The organism is Parashewanella hymeniacidonis, from assembly GCF_016900895.1.
Taxonomy (GTDB): domain Bacteria; phylum Pseudomonadota; class Gammaproteobacteria; order Enterobacterales; family Shewanellaceae; genus Parashewanella; species Parashewanella hymeniacidonis.
On sequence record NZ_JAFEUN010000109.1, the window covers coordinates 1 to 15,010 of the forward strand.

Here is a 15,010-nt window from a genome sequence, read left to right on the forward strand (position 1 = left end):
AATCTCTTTGAACAATATCATGACCATTCTTTTTAACAGTATTGGAGTGACAGTGTGGACAGGTAACGCCGTTTCCCCACCTAAGTTGACGAACTCTTTCGTAGCATTTTTGATTACTTATCAGGTCGACTATGCTGAGTATTTCCATAACGAAAAGTATCTCAATGGCAAACACACATTTAGTTTACCAGAGCAGTTTGGATTCTGATATGAGCCTTAATTTTTTTATATATTTATGAAAGGGTTTTAATGAATTATCAATATTGCTAACTCAAGCACTTGCTGTACTTAAATTGAATTACCTTAAAAACAAACTATTGTTTTTCAAAATATATGGTTAGAATGTGTTCAAGTACTCAGTTTCCGAGTTATTTTGATTAAAGAGCCTATATTTTCTGTAAAGCACCTCATTGCCCAATTTTGTATATTGGTCGTTTGTGCTTGGGTGTCTTTGACTTTTATCAATCAACTTTTCTCAAACTCACTTTCTTCATCGATAAATGAAATCAATAAAATTTCTCATATCTTCAGCCAAGATATTCAACACCTTAAATCTGAAACCTCACATTTCGATTTACATTTTATAAAGTCAGAACCAGTAAAAAGTAAAATTCATTTCAATGATGATTTAAAGTTCACAGCGCCCATAAGTTTACGTTATTTATCTCTTATTCAGTTTAGTTTTGAGGGGGCGCAGGCTGATTATGTGCTTGCCTTTGAAATTAATGCTCCACCGTCATCGCAGCTAGATAAAAACTATAAAGTACCTTTTAGTCCAAGCTTAAACTGGGTGCTTTCAAAAGGATCCACACCTTCTAGGCTAAATGCTTGGAAAGAGTCCAATATTATCTATCGTCAAATTCAACAAGCCTGATATTTCTTCTTCCTATTCAAAAACAACAACTATTATTAATTGAGTGATGTGCATTCAGCGCATGGCTTGATCCTCTTTGTTAAGGATTGAAGAGATTTATTATGAGACAAACTCGAAATGCGAGAGTGTTAAATGTCACTGCTCGTTGGAAATATTATCTAATTGCAGTGTCCGTCATTGTCATGCTGTTAAGTTCGATACCTTCTTGGTATGGGGAAGATGGTGCGGTTCAGCTCGGTTCGAAAGCCCGACAAGAACTTTCGATTAAGCAAACACAAAAACTGCTACAAGATGCCAAAATCCCAGTAAAACGCATAGATGACAACGATAAAGGTCGGGTTATTGTGCTGCAAAATCAAAAGCAACAAACGGATGCCAAAGATTTACTGATGAAGAATGTCAAAGATTCTGACGGTGTCACTTTGGCACTGTCACCTGCAGCACCTAAGTGGTTACTTAAGATGGGGTTTACGCCGATAAAACTTGGTTTGGATCTACGTGGTGGTGTGCAGTTCCTTCTTGATGTCGACGTAGATGTGGTTTACCACAATCAAGGTGTAGCCTTAATTGATGAATTAAGAACAAACCTTCGTAAAGAACATGTTCGTGGCGTGAGTTTCCACCAAGGGCATGATGAAAATATTAATGCTCAATCTACATCAGATGAAGCGCTAACTGCAGTTAGAAAGGTGATGGCTAAAGAGTATCCATTGTGGCAAGTTGCAAGTGCACCGGGTGGTGTACATATGTACTTGAAAGACAAAGAACGCATTAATTTACGTAATATGACTGTCCAGCAAAACTTGCAAATTATGCGTAGCCGTATCGAGCAACTTGGGATTACAGAAGCTTTAGTTCAACGCCAAGGTGATCATCGTATTCGTATTGAGTTACCAGGTATACAAGATCCTGCTTCAGCGAAAAAAGTCATAGGCGCAACAGCAAGTTTAGCTTTTTACGCTGTTAAGGAAGGCGGTTCAGTTAATGCACAAGTGATTAATGATCAAAACGGGCGTCCAGTTTATGTCGCTCGTAGGCCTGTATTAGGTGGAGATCATATTGTTGATGCTCGTACTTCTGTGAGTCGTTTAGGGTTAGCAAAAGTTGATATCACCCTAGACAGTGCTGGTGGCACCATGATGTCACATTTTTCACGCTCACATATCGGTAAGCCAATGGCAACTTCCTTCAGTGAGTATACTCGTGATGATAATGGTCGTTCTAAGCAAAATACACATATTATCAGTATCGCAACTATTCAAAGTCAGTTAGGTTCTCGGTTTGAGATTACGGGTGTCGGTAGCATGCAGCAAGCTCAACAATTAGCACTATTGTTGAGAGCTGGTTCAATGACAGCTCCCGTAACTATCGTCGAAGAAAGAACTATTGGTCCAAGTCTAGGTGCTGAAAATATTGATAATGGTATCAAAGCACTGGCCTTAGGTTTGGCTGTTACGCTTACTTTTATGGCACTGTGGTATCGCCGTTTAGGTTGGGTCGCAAATATTGCTTTATTGAGTAACATGATCATTCTCTTTGGTTTAATTACGCTTATTCCTGGTGCAGTATTGACGCTTCCTGGTATTGCCGGATTAGTGTTAACCGTGGGTATGGCCGTAGACACCAATGTGCTGATATTCGAGCGAATACGGGACAAACTCAAAGAAGGGCGAAGTTTTGCTGGTGCGATTGATACTGGTTTTGACAGTGCCTTTTCGACTATTTTTGATGCAAACTTTACAACTTTAATTACAGCCGTAGTGCTTTATGCTATCGGTAATGGCCCAATTCAAGGCTTTGCACTTACCTTAGGTCTAGGTTTGATAACCAGTATGTATACCGGGATTTTCGCTTCAAGGGCGATAATTAATGCCGTGTATGGTCGTAATACAAGTCGTGAAGTGAAGGTGTAATTATGAGTATCAAAGAATTTATTCAAACTAATGCTACTAAGCTTCGTTATATGACGAGTATTGTTTCAGTAGTCGCAATGATTTTATCTATAACGGTTATTGTAGCGAATGGCCTTAATTGGGGACTCGATTTTACGGGGGGGGTTGTTTCAGAGATTCAAATTGCTAAGAACATCACACCTAAGCAAATGCATCCGCTGTTGAATAAAGCTTATAACCAAGACGTAACCGTAATATCAGCCAGTGAACCGGGACGTTGGGTTTTGAGATATTCTGATGTACAAGCTGGAAAGAAACGCGCTGATTTAAAAGACGTACTTAAGCCTTTAGGTTCAGATGTGCAAATTCTTAATACCAGTATTGTTGGGCCACAAGTCGGTAAAGAGTTAGCCAACCAAGGTGGACTAGCGCTGCTTGTCTCAGTGCTTTGTATTTTAGGGTATTTGAGTTTCCGATTTGAGTGGCGTTTGGCGTCAGGAGCGTTGTTTGCTTTGTTGCATGATGTCATTTTCGTCTTGGCATTTTTTGCGTTTTCGCAAATGGAGTTCAACCTCACAGTGTTAGCTGCCATCCTTGCAATATTAGGTTACTCACTGAATGACTCTATTATTATTGCAGATAGGATCAGAGAGTTACTGATGGCTAAACCCAATGGGGCTGTGACGGATATTAATAATCAAGCGGTCGGTGCCACATTCTCAAGAACCATGGTGACTTCGGGAACGACATTGATGACCATTGTCGCACTCTGGATCATGGGGGGGGAGCCATTAAAAGGCTTTTCAATAGCGATGTTTATTGGCGTGCTAACCGGGACTTGGTCTTCCATTTCTGTTGGAACATCGTTACCTGAATATATGGGGTTGAAACCAGAGCACTACAAAGCTAAGGCCATTGTAGAAACGCCTTAACTTGAGATAGCGTTTTTATTGAGCCGGTTAATAAGCCGGCTTTTTAGTGAACATTAAATTAAGCCAAATTAACTTGCTGTTTTACTAATAATTTGAAAAATAAAAGTAATCGTTTTCAACTTTAGGTAGAAGGTAATGTATAGGAATGTAAGCACAGCCTCACAGCCTCTGCCTGATCATCAGTATCATCAGTCTCATCAGTATCATCAGTATCATCAGTATCATCAGTATCATCACCATCAAGACAACATACCGCCTAATAGTAGACATTCAGTACGTATTACAAACCCTTACTTTTCTGCCGATCAATCTCAACCCTTGATTGATCAAGTTGATGCAGCTTTGCGATTAGGGCATAGATTCAATCTTTGTTTATTTTTTCCAATAATAGAGGAGCAAACTCAAGAGCTTTTAGCAATGATCAGGCTTTGTAACATTAGGGGTATACCTATTGTTGTGTTTACAAAAAGGGGAGAGGTTAATACTAACGGCGTTTCTATTTCGGCCTCTGTTAAAGAGGTTCTTAGTGAAGTTGGAGCGAAACTTATTGAGTTACAACAACATTCAGTTTTTTCAGAGCAGCAATTTCATGACAAGTTAAACGGTGAGAATATCGATATTCTTATTTTTGCCGGTTGCAATTATACAGAGAAAGCACGTGCCTCAATTGTGGGCAGAAGTCGTTCGGCTTCAGGCTCTTTAGGGAAAGAGTTTGGAGCAAGTGATCATCAGGTTCAAATATTCACATCGCCCTCGTTGTTAAGAGAGCCGAATTCCGAGCCTGATGAAAATCAATTTTATTTAACTTGTCGTAATGTTAGCAATTTTCCACCAACTATCGCTCAGTCAAATCGGCAAACTGATGTTAGTTCGAATGATGAGGTAGAGCAAAGGCGATTTTTTAGAGCTCTTGATGACAATAATTTTGCAGAACTTATGGTTTTTCAAAAAAACAAACCAAAGTTAGTGGCAAATTGTTTTTATGACTCAATGAGGAAAAATGACGTAATAGCAATAGCAAAGTTTTTAAAATTTCCAAATGCCATTAATGTCGAAAAACTGTACGAGACCCTTAATGAATATGGTTCTAGAAAGTTACTCACTGCTGCATTAAAAATGCAAAATATCGAAGTCGTAAATTGGATATTAAGCAGTAGATTTGCAGCTGAAACCATCCTCAAATTACAACCTAAAAATACTAAGTTTGAAAGAGAATATGCAATTAGAGCCTTGGTCCATGAAATGAGAGAGTTAAAGGTCGATATTCTCAAAATTAGGATAAATGGTACCAACTTAATCGAATATTGTGTTGATAAAGAGTGTTGGGAGACTCTTGATAATATCGTTACTCACTATTGGGATAATTCTGCGGCTAACTATTTACTTTGTCAGAGGCTTTTCAGAGATGAAAAGGTTAATATTCCTCCAAATAAATTTTGTGGCGCAATAAATGCAGTAGCATATTTAGCTTTTTTGCATTTCCAAAAAGGGGATGAAAAGCCATTATTAAACCTGCTTAAAAATGTAATACCGCTTGACTCTGTAGTGGCAAGAACCCTATGCGAATTCTATGGTTATCAATTGATCGAACTTGGTATTAAGCACAATAATGAGGAAATTGTAAATTGGGTGACCAATGTTAACTGGAAAAAAGCCAGTTTAATTAAAGTTGATAAAAGTGGGAACTCGCTATTGCATCACGCAGTTAAAGAGGAAAGAACATGCATCGCTTTAACACTTATACACTATTGTGATTTAAATAAACGAAATAATGACGGCAAGCGTCCATTGGACGATGTTAAACACAATTCAGATTTATGGCAGTTCCTTGAGCACTCAGAAAAAGCCGGTCGCTATCTGATTAAGCCTTCTCAGCTAATTCCTCACCAACCCATCGAACCTCCTCCTTCTCAGGTTCATCAATATGCTAGATATGGACCTCATGTTAGTGAGCCTAGGCCTCATCATCTTCATTCATTTCCAAAGCCTCCGCCTATGCCTACGCCCCAAAAATTGGCTACTGAGGCAGATATTGGAGATAGAAGCTTTTTTCTTGATAAAGAAAAATATCAATCCTTTCTCAAGCAGAATGGTTTTGTGGATGGAATTACTAAAACAGAGTATCTATTTGAAGCCGCAGTAGAACAAAATAATTATGCAGCGCTAGCTTATATTTGTACAGAAATACAAAAATTTCAAGACTTACCTGTGGAAAAATATGACAACCTAACTTACTTGCTTATACAAGATGATGAAGGGCGGTTGAGAAGAAACTTTCCTCATATGTCAAAGAGTAAAGGCGCCTATTTCGTTACCTTAGGTAAAAATATCAGCGGTAAATATGGCCGAATAGAACCTATAAGAATTGGTAAAAAGCCATTTACTGATAACAGTAAACTAATCATAAATGGGCATGGCCCTCAAATTGCAGGAATGACCGGTTCTGAATTCGGTAAGGTCATTGAGCGATGGTTAATCTCTGTTGGCTGCAAGGGAAAAGTGTGCCCGAAAATCACACTTGTAAGTTGTAATGTTGGGCAAGATCAAGCGGAATTTAATCCCGACAATGGCTTGATCGAGTTTAAAGATAGTTTTGTTACTGATTTGGTGGATTATTTAGGTAAAAAAGGCAGAAATATAAGAGTTACAGCAACAAGCGGTGTTGTATCAACCATGGGTGATGGCGTAGAAATATGCTTTATGGAGAACCCTGAAACAAAAGAAGTATTTAAATGGCAGGGAGAAGGTTGCTGGTTAAGCCCTCTCTACCCCTATAGAAGATTGCGAGGTTTCGATAAGTTATCTAAAAGAAATTACGATGCCTCAATGGTAAAGCTTTATGAGTTCGACTCTATAACTGGAAAGGTAACGAGTAGAAATAAATATGAAGGTGAAAATGAGCATTTTGGCTTGCAAAGTGTGGCTGTGCATGAAGCCGGGCAAAGACGTTTTGATTAACCGTTATTAATTCTTTTGAAGGTCAATATTTGTTCTATAGAGGCCAGTTCTATAGGTAGGTTAAATTACATTGCAGTAAATACAGATTGAAAGTGAGCAGCTAGAAAGGTTGAGTAACTTTAACTGCTCATAAAAATGATTAATGATGGTGACTATGATCGATAGCAGGCCCTTTCATCGTTACTTTTGCGACAACTTTTATGGTTTCTCCATTTTTAAAATGTAATTTAAGGGGGACTTTGTCACCTTTAGCTGGTACGCCATGAGTAAAATCCATCATCATGCCATGAAAGCTTTCAGGCTCTAGTTTCGCAACGCCGTTTGCTGGAACAGCAACAAACTCAACTTGCTCCATTCTCATCATGCCTTTCTTCATAAAAGATTTATGCAATTCAACATGACCCCAATTGGAAGAGATAGACATCAGTTTCATTGGGGTTTGAGAAGAGTTTTCAATGGTTAAATAAATCGGTACTACTCGACTGATTGGTGGCATGGCTCTTATCCATACATCTTCAACTTTAAAGCCTTTAGCAAATGCAGAACCGCTTACAGCGGCTAGGATTAAAGAAAAAAGTACATATTTTAATCTCATATTGTTTATCCTTTTAGTAACCCAACAATTTCATCACGCATTTCTATGAGAGGCGTACCAGTGTAAAAAAATCCTCTTGTGCGTCCTTTACCATCAATGACGAATATCTTGGCAGTATGAGAGAACAGGTAGCCTTTTTTCTTAGGCGCATTACCGTCTTCAACACTGAGTTTTTTATATTGAGTGGTGACTCGCTCATCGGCGAGTTTTGAAAATTCAGCGCTGTATAGTTTTGCAACTTCAGCCACCTTTTCTTCATCGTCCACTAAGCCAATAAAACTTGGGTCAAAATAGCTGAGATACTTATTTAAATGTTTAGGGGTATCGTATTCGCTATCAATGCTAACAAACAACACCTGAACTTGAGCTTGTTGATTTGGGGAAAGTTTTCTCATCATTTGGCTTACGTGAGCCATAGTCGTTGGGCAAATATCGGCGCAATTGGTGTAACCAAAAAACATCAAAACTACTTTGCCACGAAAGTCTGTCAGACTTACTTCGCCGCCTTTAGAGCTAGTGAGAGTGAAATCACCGCCAATTCCCTTTAAAATTGGCATTTGCGCCGACGCAAAACTGCCTGTGACTAAGTTAAGGCTTAACCCTAATGATATGGATAAAATGAGTTTAACTATCTTGTTCATAATACTTTCCTTAACAGCGAATTTCAGCGCCTAGGTCAGTCACGGGTGGAAGGAATTTGGCCTTATAACTGACTATTTTTAATTTGCCATCGACAAATTTTACTTCGAGCTCGAGTCCCATTTGAGCAAGTTCGTTTTCACCATCATGATTTAATGCATTCCAAACATATTGAAAACTTGCCGTATAAATTTGATGGTCTTCGCTAGGCTGTATATTGAGGTTTTTGATGGCTCGACGACTTTGTTTATAACCTTGTTTGGCTATCTCAGAGAGATATTGCTTAACGTTGCTAATACGAGACTCTTCGGACGAAAATTTGGTGTTAACTCCAAAAGCCTTCAATAGAGCGGCGTTGCTGATAGACTTCCCTTCACTAAGTTTGTCGATGTGATCAGTCCACTCATAAATAAAGGCTTTTATCAGGTTAGATTGGCTGGCTGAACGATAATTTGATTCAAAATTATCAAATTCGTTGAGTTCAGTTTTACTGACTATAATTTGGTTCGTCTTTAGATCTAAGGTGAGCGATTGAATTACGTATTGGCCCACCATAGCCCTTCCTAAGTCGGGTTTAGAAAGGTATTCAAGCTCAACTTCGATAATTTGCTTACCGTTTTCTTTGACTTCAGGCGTTATCGTCAAAATATGATGAGCGCCAGCTGTTCGCTCTGCATTTTTGTATTCGCCGAAATCAACCGAAGTCGAGTCCGGAATGACATGACGAGATTGGTCGAGAAAACCATACCATTGGTAGACCTTTCCTTGCAATTGGTAGTCAAGTGGCTTATCTGCTGCAGAAGCTAGAAAGGTTGTGGTGAAAAGCAGAATACTAGCGCTAGTGATGAAAAGTTGTTTGAAATGAGCTGTTGCTTTCATGCTAGCCTCCTTTAGTTGCAATCTATACCCATGATACTTGAAGCTGAGAAGTCCACGCAGTGCGAGTTGCACAGTTTGTTACTCTTCGTTGCCAGTGCTAACAATAGCTCACTATTGCCGCACACTGCCGCCTTGATTAACAAGTTGTGCATTCTCGCTGAAAACGAGCATCTTCAGGTATTATGGGTATAAAAAGGAGTACAATGCAGCTCTGCACTCCCAAGATTATTCTCTATGCCATTTTATGTGGCTTCTTAAGTTGAACCATCAGATTGTCATCCCATTCACCATCAACTTTAATATGACCTGCGGCCCCTTTCATAATGGCTTCAATTAAGTTGTGATTTACATAAGCGTATAAACCAGGCTGTAAGAAGGTATAGATTGCAGCACCAGTACATCCACCCGGGATCCCCCATGTTTCTAAATCAGTTTGTGGTGCATCGTTAAATGATCCCGTTGGCCATACATAATCGCCATGACCACCAATAATGTGTGGACGAGTATCACGGTTTGGTTGTGAGTGGATGAACATAACCGTTTCCCCCACTTTCGCTGTCATCGCATTTTTTCCTGTGAGTGCGCCAACTTTGCCGTTGAATACAATATGAGATGGTGTCAACGTTTTCATCACTTCCAATGTATCTGACATGCTGCCAGTAACCGTGTCATACGTTTTGTATTTACCGTTTTTATCCGTTGGAATATAGAAGTCTTGCTCGCCAACATAGTAAGCTTTGTCGTATGTAATCGGGTTACCATGAGCGTCTTTCAAACCATCACGAGGAAGCACCATAATGGCACCTGCCATCCCCATCGCAACGTGCCATGGGATCATGATGCCACCCGGAGCACAGTGATAAACAAATGTACCAACCTTAGTTGCTTTAAAGCGGAAGGTGACTTCTTCACCTGGGGAAACCAGAGTCAATTCACCGCCACCTAATGCACCTGTTGAAGCGTGAAGGTCAATATTGTGAGCCAGTGCATTTGTCTTTGGGTTTTTCAGTGTGAGCTCAACATAATCATGCTGGTGGCAAACAATGAGTGGTCCAGGCACACTTCCGTTGAAAGCACTTACCCAAGCTTTCACACCGTTATCCAGCTCAACTTGTTTTTCTTCTACTGAAAGGGTGACTTGAACTACTTTAGGTTTGCCTTTAGCGACTTGGTCATGTTTCGGTACGAATGGAGGTGAAACGAGCTCTTGAGTAACACGTTCTAGTTGGTCGGCCGTGTAATTTGCCATGCGGTCACGTTTTTTTCCACTTGCTGCTGAAGCTGAGGTCGAAACCATGCCTGCGGCTAGACCTGCACCTACAAGCCCTACACCAACTGAACCGCCTAGAAAGTGACGACGATCTGTATTTACTTTTATGTCTTTGTTGTCCATTTTTCTGCTCCGAGTATCACTGTATTTTGTTCTTAGCTACAAAATAATTTGTGTTGAAGTAGCTGTGCACGAAGGTGCCCTCATACAACAGGCTTGTTCCATGCCGTTGATGACAGAATAGACGGAGCAAAAAAAAAGCCACTTGACGAAAGTCAAATGGATGTAAAGTTTATGAATAAATTATTTATAAAGGGTGAATATCTTAATAACCATATGAAAAAAATGGTTTAAATGGAATAGTAAACGATTTCTAAAAATATCGTTTGTGATTGTTCTGATTTTCTCTGTAATTCCTTTAAGGTTCCACCAAAAGTAGTCGGTACTTCTTCAAGCTTTTGGTGTGACTGAGTATGAGCAATGACAAACGTTTTTTCCGTACTTTTATCACTAATTTGATAAACATCATACTGATCGAAAATTGGGATTAAAGAAAATGTAGTGACATTATTTAAGGTTATGGGAACCATAATAAAACCATTAAAATCGGCTTTGGATTCGACTAATTTAGGGGTGCCAGAGATTATGATACTCGAACCAAGTTTGTCTGGTTGAGCTTCAACCGTTGAAGCTAAATGTTGAGGCTTTTTGAGTAAATATTGCTGTTGAAGTTTTTCAGATAATGAACCAATCACAGTATCAGCATCTTCTTCGGTAAGCTCTGAAAGCACCATATCAAGATATAGAAACATTTTTTGCTGGTCGCTAAAGAGTCCTGCTACCTTGGCTAACTCGGCTTGTTCAATTTCACCGTCGCTGGCGTCAGTAAAGATATTAAAAAAGTGACCACCGTTATCTAACTCAGTTAGTGCATCTTTAACCGTGTAGAAGGGGAGAACCAATCTCATTGGTGTACGTCCTTGTCGATAAATTTGACACTAACTTATCAGAACGAAATCTTGATTGGTACGACTTTAATCAGAGATGATAAAAAGGCTTCTATTTCTTTTTTTGTTTCATGAAAATAATTAAACCAGAAATTGAAAGAAAAAGTAAAATAACACCTACGAGATCCCAAAAAAAAGTTCCAGCTATTCCAAATAAGCGTCCACTATGTAAATCCTGAATCACACGCTGCCAGTTTAAATGAAAGCTACGAGCAAGTTGATAATCACTTTGATGGGATGATATTTTCGGCTTTTGCCAGTCAATAGCTGGTCGGCTTTGGCTGATACTCCAATCTATTAAGTCTTCATCAGCGACATAGTCAGCATGTGCTGAACGAATCCAGAGCCTTGAGTTGTCATCAATGCCAATATCTTTGACCGGTATAGGCAAGCCTGTAGATGAGTCTTGTTGTTCCTGTAGTTGACCTGAGAGATTCAGTAAATAAAGTTGCTTGGAAGTCACTACTGCAAAAAACTTTTTGTATTGAAACACGTTAGTAATTGAAGAGTCAGTTTTTAGCACTAATTTTCGATTAAGCCAGAGTAGATTGTCTAAAAATGTGAGTTTAAATCCAGGTTCATCGGACGTATACACTCTTTTGGGAGACGTAATGTTGTAGTGATCTAACAGCCAGCCTTGAGTAACAGGAGTTTTAGCTAAATTAAGTGACTGGCTATGATTTATTGCAATACCACTAACGGTGATAATGATAATGAACAGGGCACAACAAACACCAAGCCGACGATGCCAAGTTTTTAATTTGCGTACGACTTTTTGTTTAAGCTTGTTGTGTTTTTTTTTGGTTGAATGGTGTCGTTTAGCATTCATAAATTGGCGTATTGTAAATTCTTAGCTGTCAGAGTGGCTTAATATACCTGAATATAAGAATTCTGTTAATGAAAAGTCATCAGTAGTTTTAGAGTCATTAAGTCACTTTTTTATGTAACCAAAGTGCAATTCTGGATAGTTTAGTGAGTGCTCTAACGGAAAGTGTCGCACCTGTAATTCCATCGATATGACGATCTAGCTTATTGTCATCAGTAAGTTTTGCATCAATAAATTGCTTAGTAAAAAAATTATGCCGAACTTCATCACCACGACTTTCACGATAGACAAGCACTTTGGTTCTGACAATTTGATTATCTTTGACATGGATGCCTACGGTGATTGGGGCTTCTTTGCCTATCTCATTTAAGATCCATACCGTTTCATTATTTTTTTGCCAATATCGTAATCGAAGTTTATTAAACTTATGACCTAAAATGGATTCGATAACCGATTTTGCTTCGTCGTCTAACCAGTAAACATGGCGTTCAGCTGATTGAGTTTGGAGGGCTTTTTGGATGAAGTTTTTAGGAGACTGATACTCTTTACTTATTGCAATAGTGGTTATTGAAAGTAAAAAAAGAAAGAAAACGAGTTTTTTCATGTCAGCCTCATATCATTAAAGACATCGAACATGATTCGATGTCTTTAATACCAACTAAATAAAATTAGAAAGAATAACCAACGCCTAGGTTGAAGATCTTCGCATCTTTGCTTCCACTTTGTTTTTCGTAGTCAGCTTTAAATACAACATGCTCGTTTAACCAGTAGTTAACACCGACATTGTATTGTTTTGCATCTTCGTTGCTGCTGTCACCAGCGGCATTGTTGTATACGTTGTAACGACCGAATACGCCAAACTCTTCATTGATTGTGTATGAAGGTTCAATGTAATAACCAAATTGCTCATCACGACCTAACGCTTTAGCTTCGAACCCGCCGATATCCCACTGAGCATAAAGTGCTTTCACAGTAAAATTTTGGATAGAGTAGATAGCATGTGCACTTACTAAAGTTGCATCAGCAGCATCCAGGCCTTTACCTTGAGTAATATCTGTTTGATATTGCACTGTAGCGGCAAGTTCAAGACCGTTAATCGCCGTATATTTAACTCGGCCTGTATAAGCTAAGTCATTAGCCGTAGCTTTTGCGACTTTTTGACGACCACTACGGATATTGAATGCTTTTCCGCCTTCAGTTGCTACTTGCAAGCCTGAAGTCACTGCAGTATCAAACGCAAGGCCTGGAGCGGCTTTGATGTTCAGGTTAAGACCCGCTTCCCACCATGTTGCTGGAATGATGTTCTTTTCAATTGGATTACGCTCAACACCATAAAATGTTTCTGGTTCATGAGTTTCGTTGATGATACCAACTGGAGTTAAGAATAAACCTGCTTTACCTGTATAAGTATCGCTAAAGTCATGCTCAATATATGCTTGCTCAAGTTCAACTTCACCTGGTTTTCCATCGCCAGAAAGTGAGTGCTCAATTTCAACTTCAGAGAAGAAACGAGTAGTATCGTTAAACTCATGACCTACAAATAACACGAAACGGTGAAAATCAACTTTATCATCACCATTTTCAACTGAGTTATAGTGAAGTTCACCATAACCACCAAGAGTTGTTGTATTCTTGCTACTTGCAGTTTCTTCAACAGCGTCAGCCGTTTTTTCTACACGCTTTTCAGTTGCTTCTAAACGTTTTTCTAGATCAGCCAGTACTTTTTGCTGCTGTTTGATAATGTTACGAAGTTCAGCTGTATCATCTGCAGCAACGGTTGTCTGGCTTGCGAATAAACCTAGCAATGCAGTTGCAAGTAGTGTTTTTTTCATTTTGCGTCCCGTGTTATCGGTTGTTAAACGAATGTTCCATTTGTAAATTGCGGCGAATTTTACCAATTGATTAAGAAAATGCAAACCATTCTCATTATTATTTTTTGATCTATATCAAATGTTAGATGTGTTTTTCAATTTACGAGAAACTTTTTCAAGTAATGCACTGCTATTAAGGCTGAATTATTTTTTTGTTATGTTAGTGAAAGTCATAACAAGTCATCGGGTGAGTTAATTTGAACTTTTGCTGTACAATTGCTCGCTTTCGTTTTCAAAATATCTATTAGAGAGTAAAGCGCTTATGTTTTTAGCACCTTTCTTTGAAAAGCAAGGGTCAACAATCAAAGTTTCAAGCCAGCAAGCCAGCGATTTTGCCAAAAATATTGCGGGTGATCTCAATCCTATTCATGACGTTGATGCTAAGCGCTTTTGTGTTCCAGGTGATTTATTGTTTGCTTTGGTATTAAACCAATACGGTTTGAGCCAGTCGATGGAATTTAATTTTGCAGGTATGGTTGGTGATGGTGTAGAACTACATTTTCCTGAAGCTGCGTCTGAATTTGCAATAACCGATACTAAAGATAAAACGTATCTGACAGTTAAGCGTGATGGTGCTATTGATGATAATCAGAAGCAAATTGAAGCTTTTATTCGCAGTTATGTCGCTTTCTCAGGCTTAAACTTCATGCATGTGCTTGTTCCAATGATGAAAGAGCACCAAGTGATGATTAATCCTGCACGCCCATTAGTTATTTATGAGAGCATGGCTTTTGAATTATCAAGTTTCGATTTTGATGATATTGAGCTCAAGCTGGTTAAGACTGAGCTTGAAGTTCAAGGGAAACGTGGTGATGTTACGTTGAACTTTGAATTGATGAGTCACGGCCATATGGTTGGTACAGGTACAAAATCACTTGTTATGAGTGGTCTTCGCCCATACGAAGCTGAAGGCGTTCAGAGTATGTGTGATTTGTATGAACAACGACAATTACAATATAAGCAGGCTTCGTAAAACTTTGCTTTAGCGCAACTGACCGATACATATTCAACATTTAATTGTGTATCGGTCTTACTTGATAAAAGTAAGTTAAAACTATTCATTGAAACTACAGTCAGCATTTCTAGCCGTATTATACCGACGACCAGTAGAAACATCCCAACGAGCATTTTGGTCGCTCATATCTAGTCGGTTCTGAAAAAATCCATTTCAAGAGTTAAAATGTACGGCATCTGATTTACGCAAAATTCAGAGCCGTACCCCAAAAGCAAGATTTCTTAGATTTTGCATCAATTTCACTACAAAACA

General features: G+C 38.9%; 14 protein-coding genes. 5 read left to right on the top strand and 9 right to left on the bottom strand.

Annotated features, from left to right (window positions below):
• On the bottom strand, positions 1 to 148 hold a 148-nt coding region (locus tag JQC92_RS23270; protein WP_205000898.1), incomplete at its 3' end, for a transposase.
• Between the two features lie 303 nt (positions 149 to 451).
• Here JQC92_RS23270 and JQC92_RS17720 point away from each other — a divergent pair.
• From JQC92_RS17720 to JQC92_RS17735, 4 genes are all read left to right on the top strand, one after another.
• Positions 452 to 874, top strand: coding sequence for a hypothetical protein (locus tag JQC92_RS17720; RefSeq protein WP_205000885.1), 423 nt, complete (start codon positions 452 to 454; stop codon positions 872 to 874).
• A gap of 101 nt (positions 875 to 975) precedes the next feature.
• Positions 976 to 2,787 (top strand): protein translocase subunit SecD, encoded by a 1,812-nt coding sequence (gene secD, locus JQC92_RS17725; RefSeq protein ID WP_205000886.1) that lies wholly within the window; start codon positions 976 to 978, stop codon positions 2,785 to 2,787.
• 2 nt (positions 2,788 to 2,789) lie between these two features.
• A complete protein-coding gene (gene secF / locus JQC92_RS17730; protein ID WP_205000887.1) occupies positions 2,790 to 3,698 on the top strand; it encodes a protein translocase subunit SecF in 909 nt (302 codons plus the stop codon).
• Between the two features lie 318 nt (positions 3,699 to 4,016).
• Positions 4,017 to 6,656 (top strand): hypothetical protein, encoded by a 2,640-nt coding sequence (locus JQC92_RS17735; protein WP_205000888.1) that lies wholly within the window; start codon positions 4,017 to 4,019, stop codon positions 6,654 to 6,656.
• A 139-nt stretch (positions 6,657 to 6,795) separates the two neighbouring features.
• Here the strand turns inward: JQC92_RS17735 and JQC92_RS17740 are convergent, their stop codons facing one another.
• From JQC92_RS17740 to JQC92_RS17775, 8 genes are all read right to left on the bottom strand, one after another.
• Positions 6,796 to 7,251: a copper chaperone PCu(A)C gene (locus JQC92_RS17740; protein WP_205000889.1), complete on the bottom strand. Its 456-nt coding sequence runs from the start codon at positions 7,249 to 7,251 to the stop codon at positions 6,796 to 6,798.
• 5 nt (positions 7,252 to 7,256) lie between these two features.
• On the bottom strand, positions 7,257 to 7,892 hold the full coding sequence (locus JQC92_RS17745; RefSeq protein ID WP_205000890.1) for an SCO family protein: 636 nt from the start codon (positions 7,890 to 7,892) through the stop codon (positions 7,257 to 7,259).
• Between the two features lie 10 nt (positions 7,893 to 7,902).
• Positions 7,903 to 8,769 carry a hypothetical protein gene (locus JQC92_RS17750; protein WP_205000891.1) on the bottom strand — a complete coding sequence of 289 codons (867 nt, stop codon included), beginning with the start codon at positions 8,767 to 8,769 and terminating at the stop codon, positions 7,903 to 7,905.
• Positions 8,770 to 9,001: 232 nt separating this feature from the next.
• Positions 9,002 to 10,162 (bottom strand): copper-containing nitrite reductase, encoded by a 1,161-nt coding sequence (nirK, locus tag JQC92_RS17755; RefSeq protein WP_205000892.1) that lies wholly within the window; start codon positions 10,160 to 10,162, stop codon positions 9,002 to 9,004.
• A 227-nt stretch (positions 10,163 to 10,389) separates the two neighbouring features.
• Entirely contained in the window at positions 10,390 to 11,007 is a 618-nt protein-coding gene (locus tag JQC92_RS17760; protein WP_205000893.1) for a hypothetical protein, read from the bottom strand.
• A gap of 91 nt (positions 11,008 to 11,098) precedes the next feature.
• Positions 11,099 to 11,875 (bottom strand): PepSY-associated TM helix domain-containing protein, encoded by a 777-nt coding sequence (locus JQC92_RS17765; protein WP_205000894.1) that lies wholly within the window; start codon positions 11,873 to 11,875, stop codon positions 11,099 to 11,101.
• A 97-nt stretch (positions 11,876 to 11,972) separates the two neighbouring features.
• A complete protein-coding gene (locus JQC92_RS17770) occupies positions 11,973 to 12,476 on the bottom strand; it encodes an FMN-binding protein (RefSeq protein ID WP_205000895.1) in 504 nt (167 codons plus the stop codon).
• A gap of 64 nt (positions 12,477 to 12,540) precedes the next feature.
• Positions 12,541 to 13,704, bottom strand: coding sequence for a porin (locus JQC92_RS17775; protein WP_205000896.1), 1,164 nt, complete (start codon positions 13,702 to 13,704; stop codon positions 12,541 to 12,543).
• 301 nt (positions 13,705 to 14,005) lie between these two features.
• Between JQC92_RS17775 and JQC92_RS17780 the strand changes: the two genes are divergently transcribed.
• Positions 14,006 to 14,716, top strand: a complete 711-nt coding sequence (locus JQC92_RS17780; protein ID WP_205000897.1) for a DUF3581 domain-containing protein — start codon at positions 14,006 to 14,008, stop codon at positions 14,714 to 14,716.
• Positions 14,717 to 15,010 lie beyond the last annotated feature (294 nt).

What these genes read in the sequence shown, in the direction of transcription:
- secD (WP_205000886.1), top strand. Translation starts at nt 976, where the DNA reads ATGAGACAAACTCGAAATGCGAGAGTGTTAAATGTCACTGCTCGTTGG.
- secF (WP_205000887.1), top strand. Translation starts at nt 2,790, where the DNA reads ATGAGTATCAAAGAATTTATTCAAACTAATGCTACTAAGCTTCGTTAT.
- JQC92_RS17740 (WP_205000889.1), bottom strand. Translation starts at nt 7,251, where the DNA reads ATGAGATTAAAATATGTACTTTTTTCTTTAATCCTAGCCGCTGTAAGC.
- JQC92_RS17745 (WP_205000890.1), bottom strand. Translation starts at nt 7,892, where the DNA reads ATGAACAAGATAGTTAAACTCATTTTATCCATATCATTAGGGTTAAGC.
- JQC92_RS17750 (WP_205000891.1), bottom strand. Translation starts at nt 8,769, where the DNA reads ATGAAAGCAACAGCTCATTTCAAACAACTTTTCATCACTAGCGCTAGT.
- nirK (WP_205000892.1), bottom strand. Translation starts at nt 10,162, where the DNA reads ATGGACAACAAAGACATAAAAGTAAATACAGATCGTCGTCACTTTCTA.
- JQC92_RS17760 (WP_205000893.1), bottom strand. Translation starts at nt 11,007, where the DNA reads ATGAGATTGGTTCTCCCCTTCTACACGGTTAAAGATGCACTAACTGAG.
- JQC92_RS17765 (WP_205000894.1), bottom strand. Translation starts at nt 11,875, where the DNA reads ATGAATGCTAAACGACACCATTCAACCAAAAAAAAACACAACAAGCTT.
- JQC92_RS17770 (WP_205000895.1), bottom strand. Translation starts at nt 12,476, where the DNA reads ATGAAAAAACTCGTTTTCTTTCTTTTTTTACTTTCAATAACCACTATT.
- JQC92_RS17775 (WP_205000896.1), bottom strand. Translation starts at nt 13,704, where the DNA reads ATGAAAAAAACACTACTTGCAACTGCATTGCTAGGTTTATTCGCAAGC.
- JQC92_RS17780 (WP_205000897.1), top strand. Translation starts at nt 14,006, where the DNA reads ATGTTTTTAGCACCTTTCTTTGAAAAGCAAGGGTCAACAATCAAAGTT.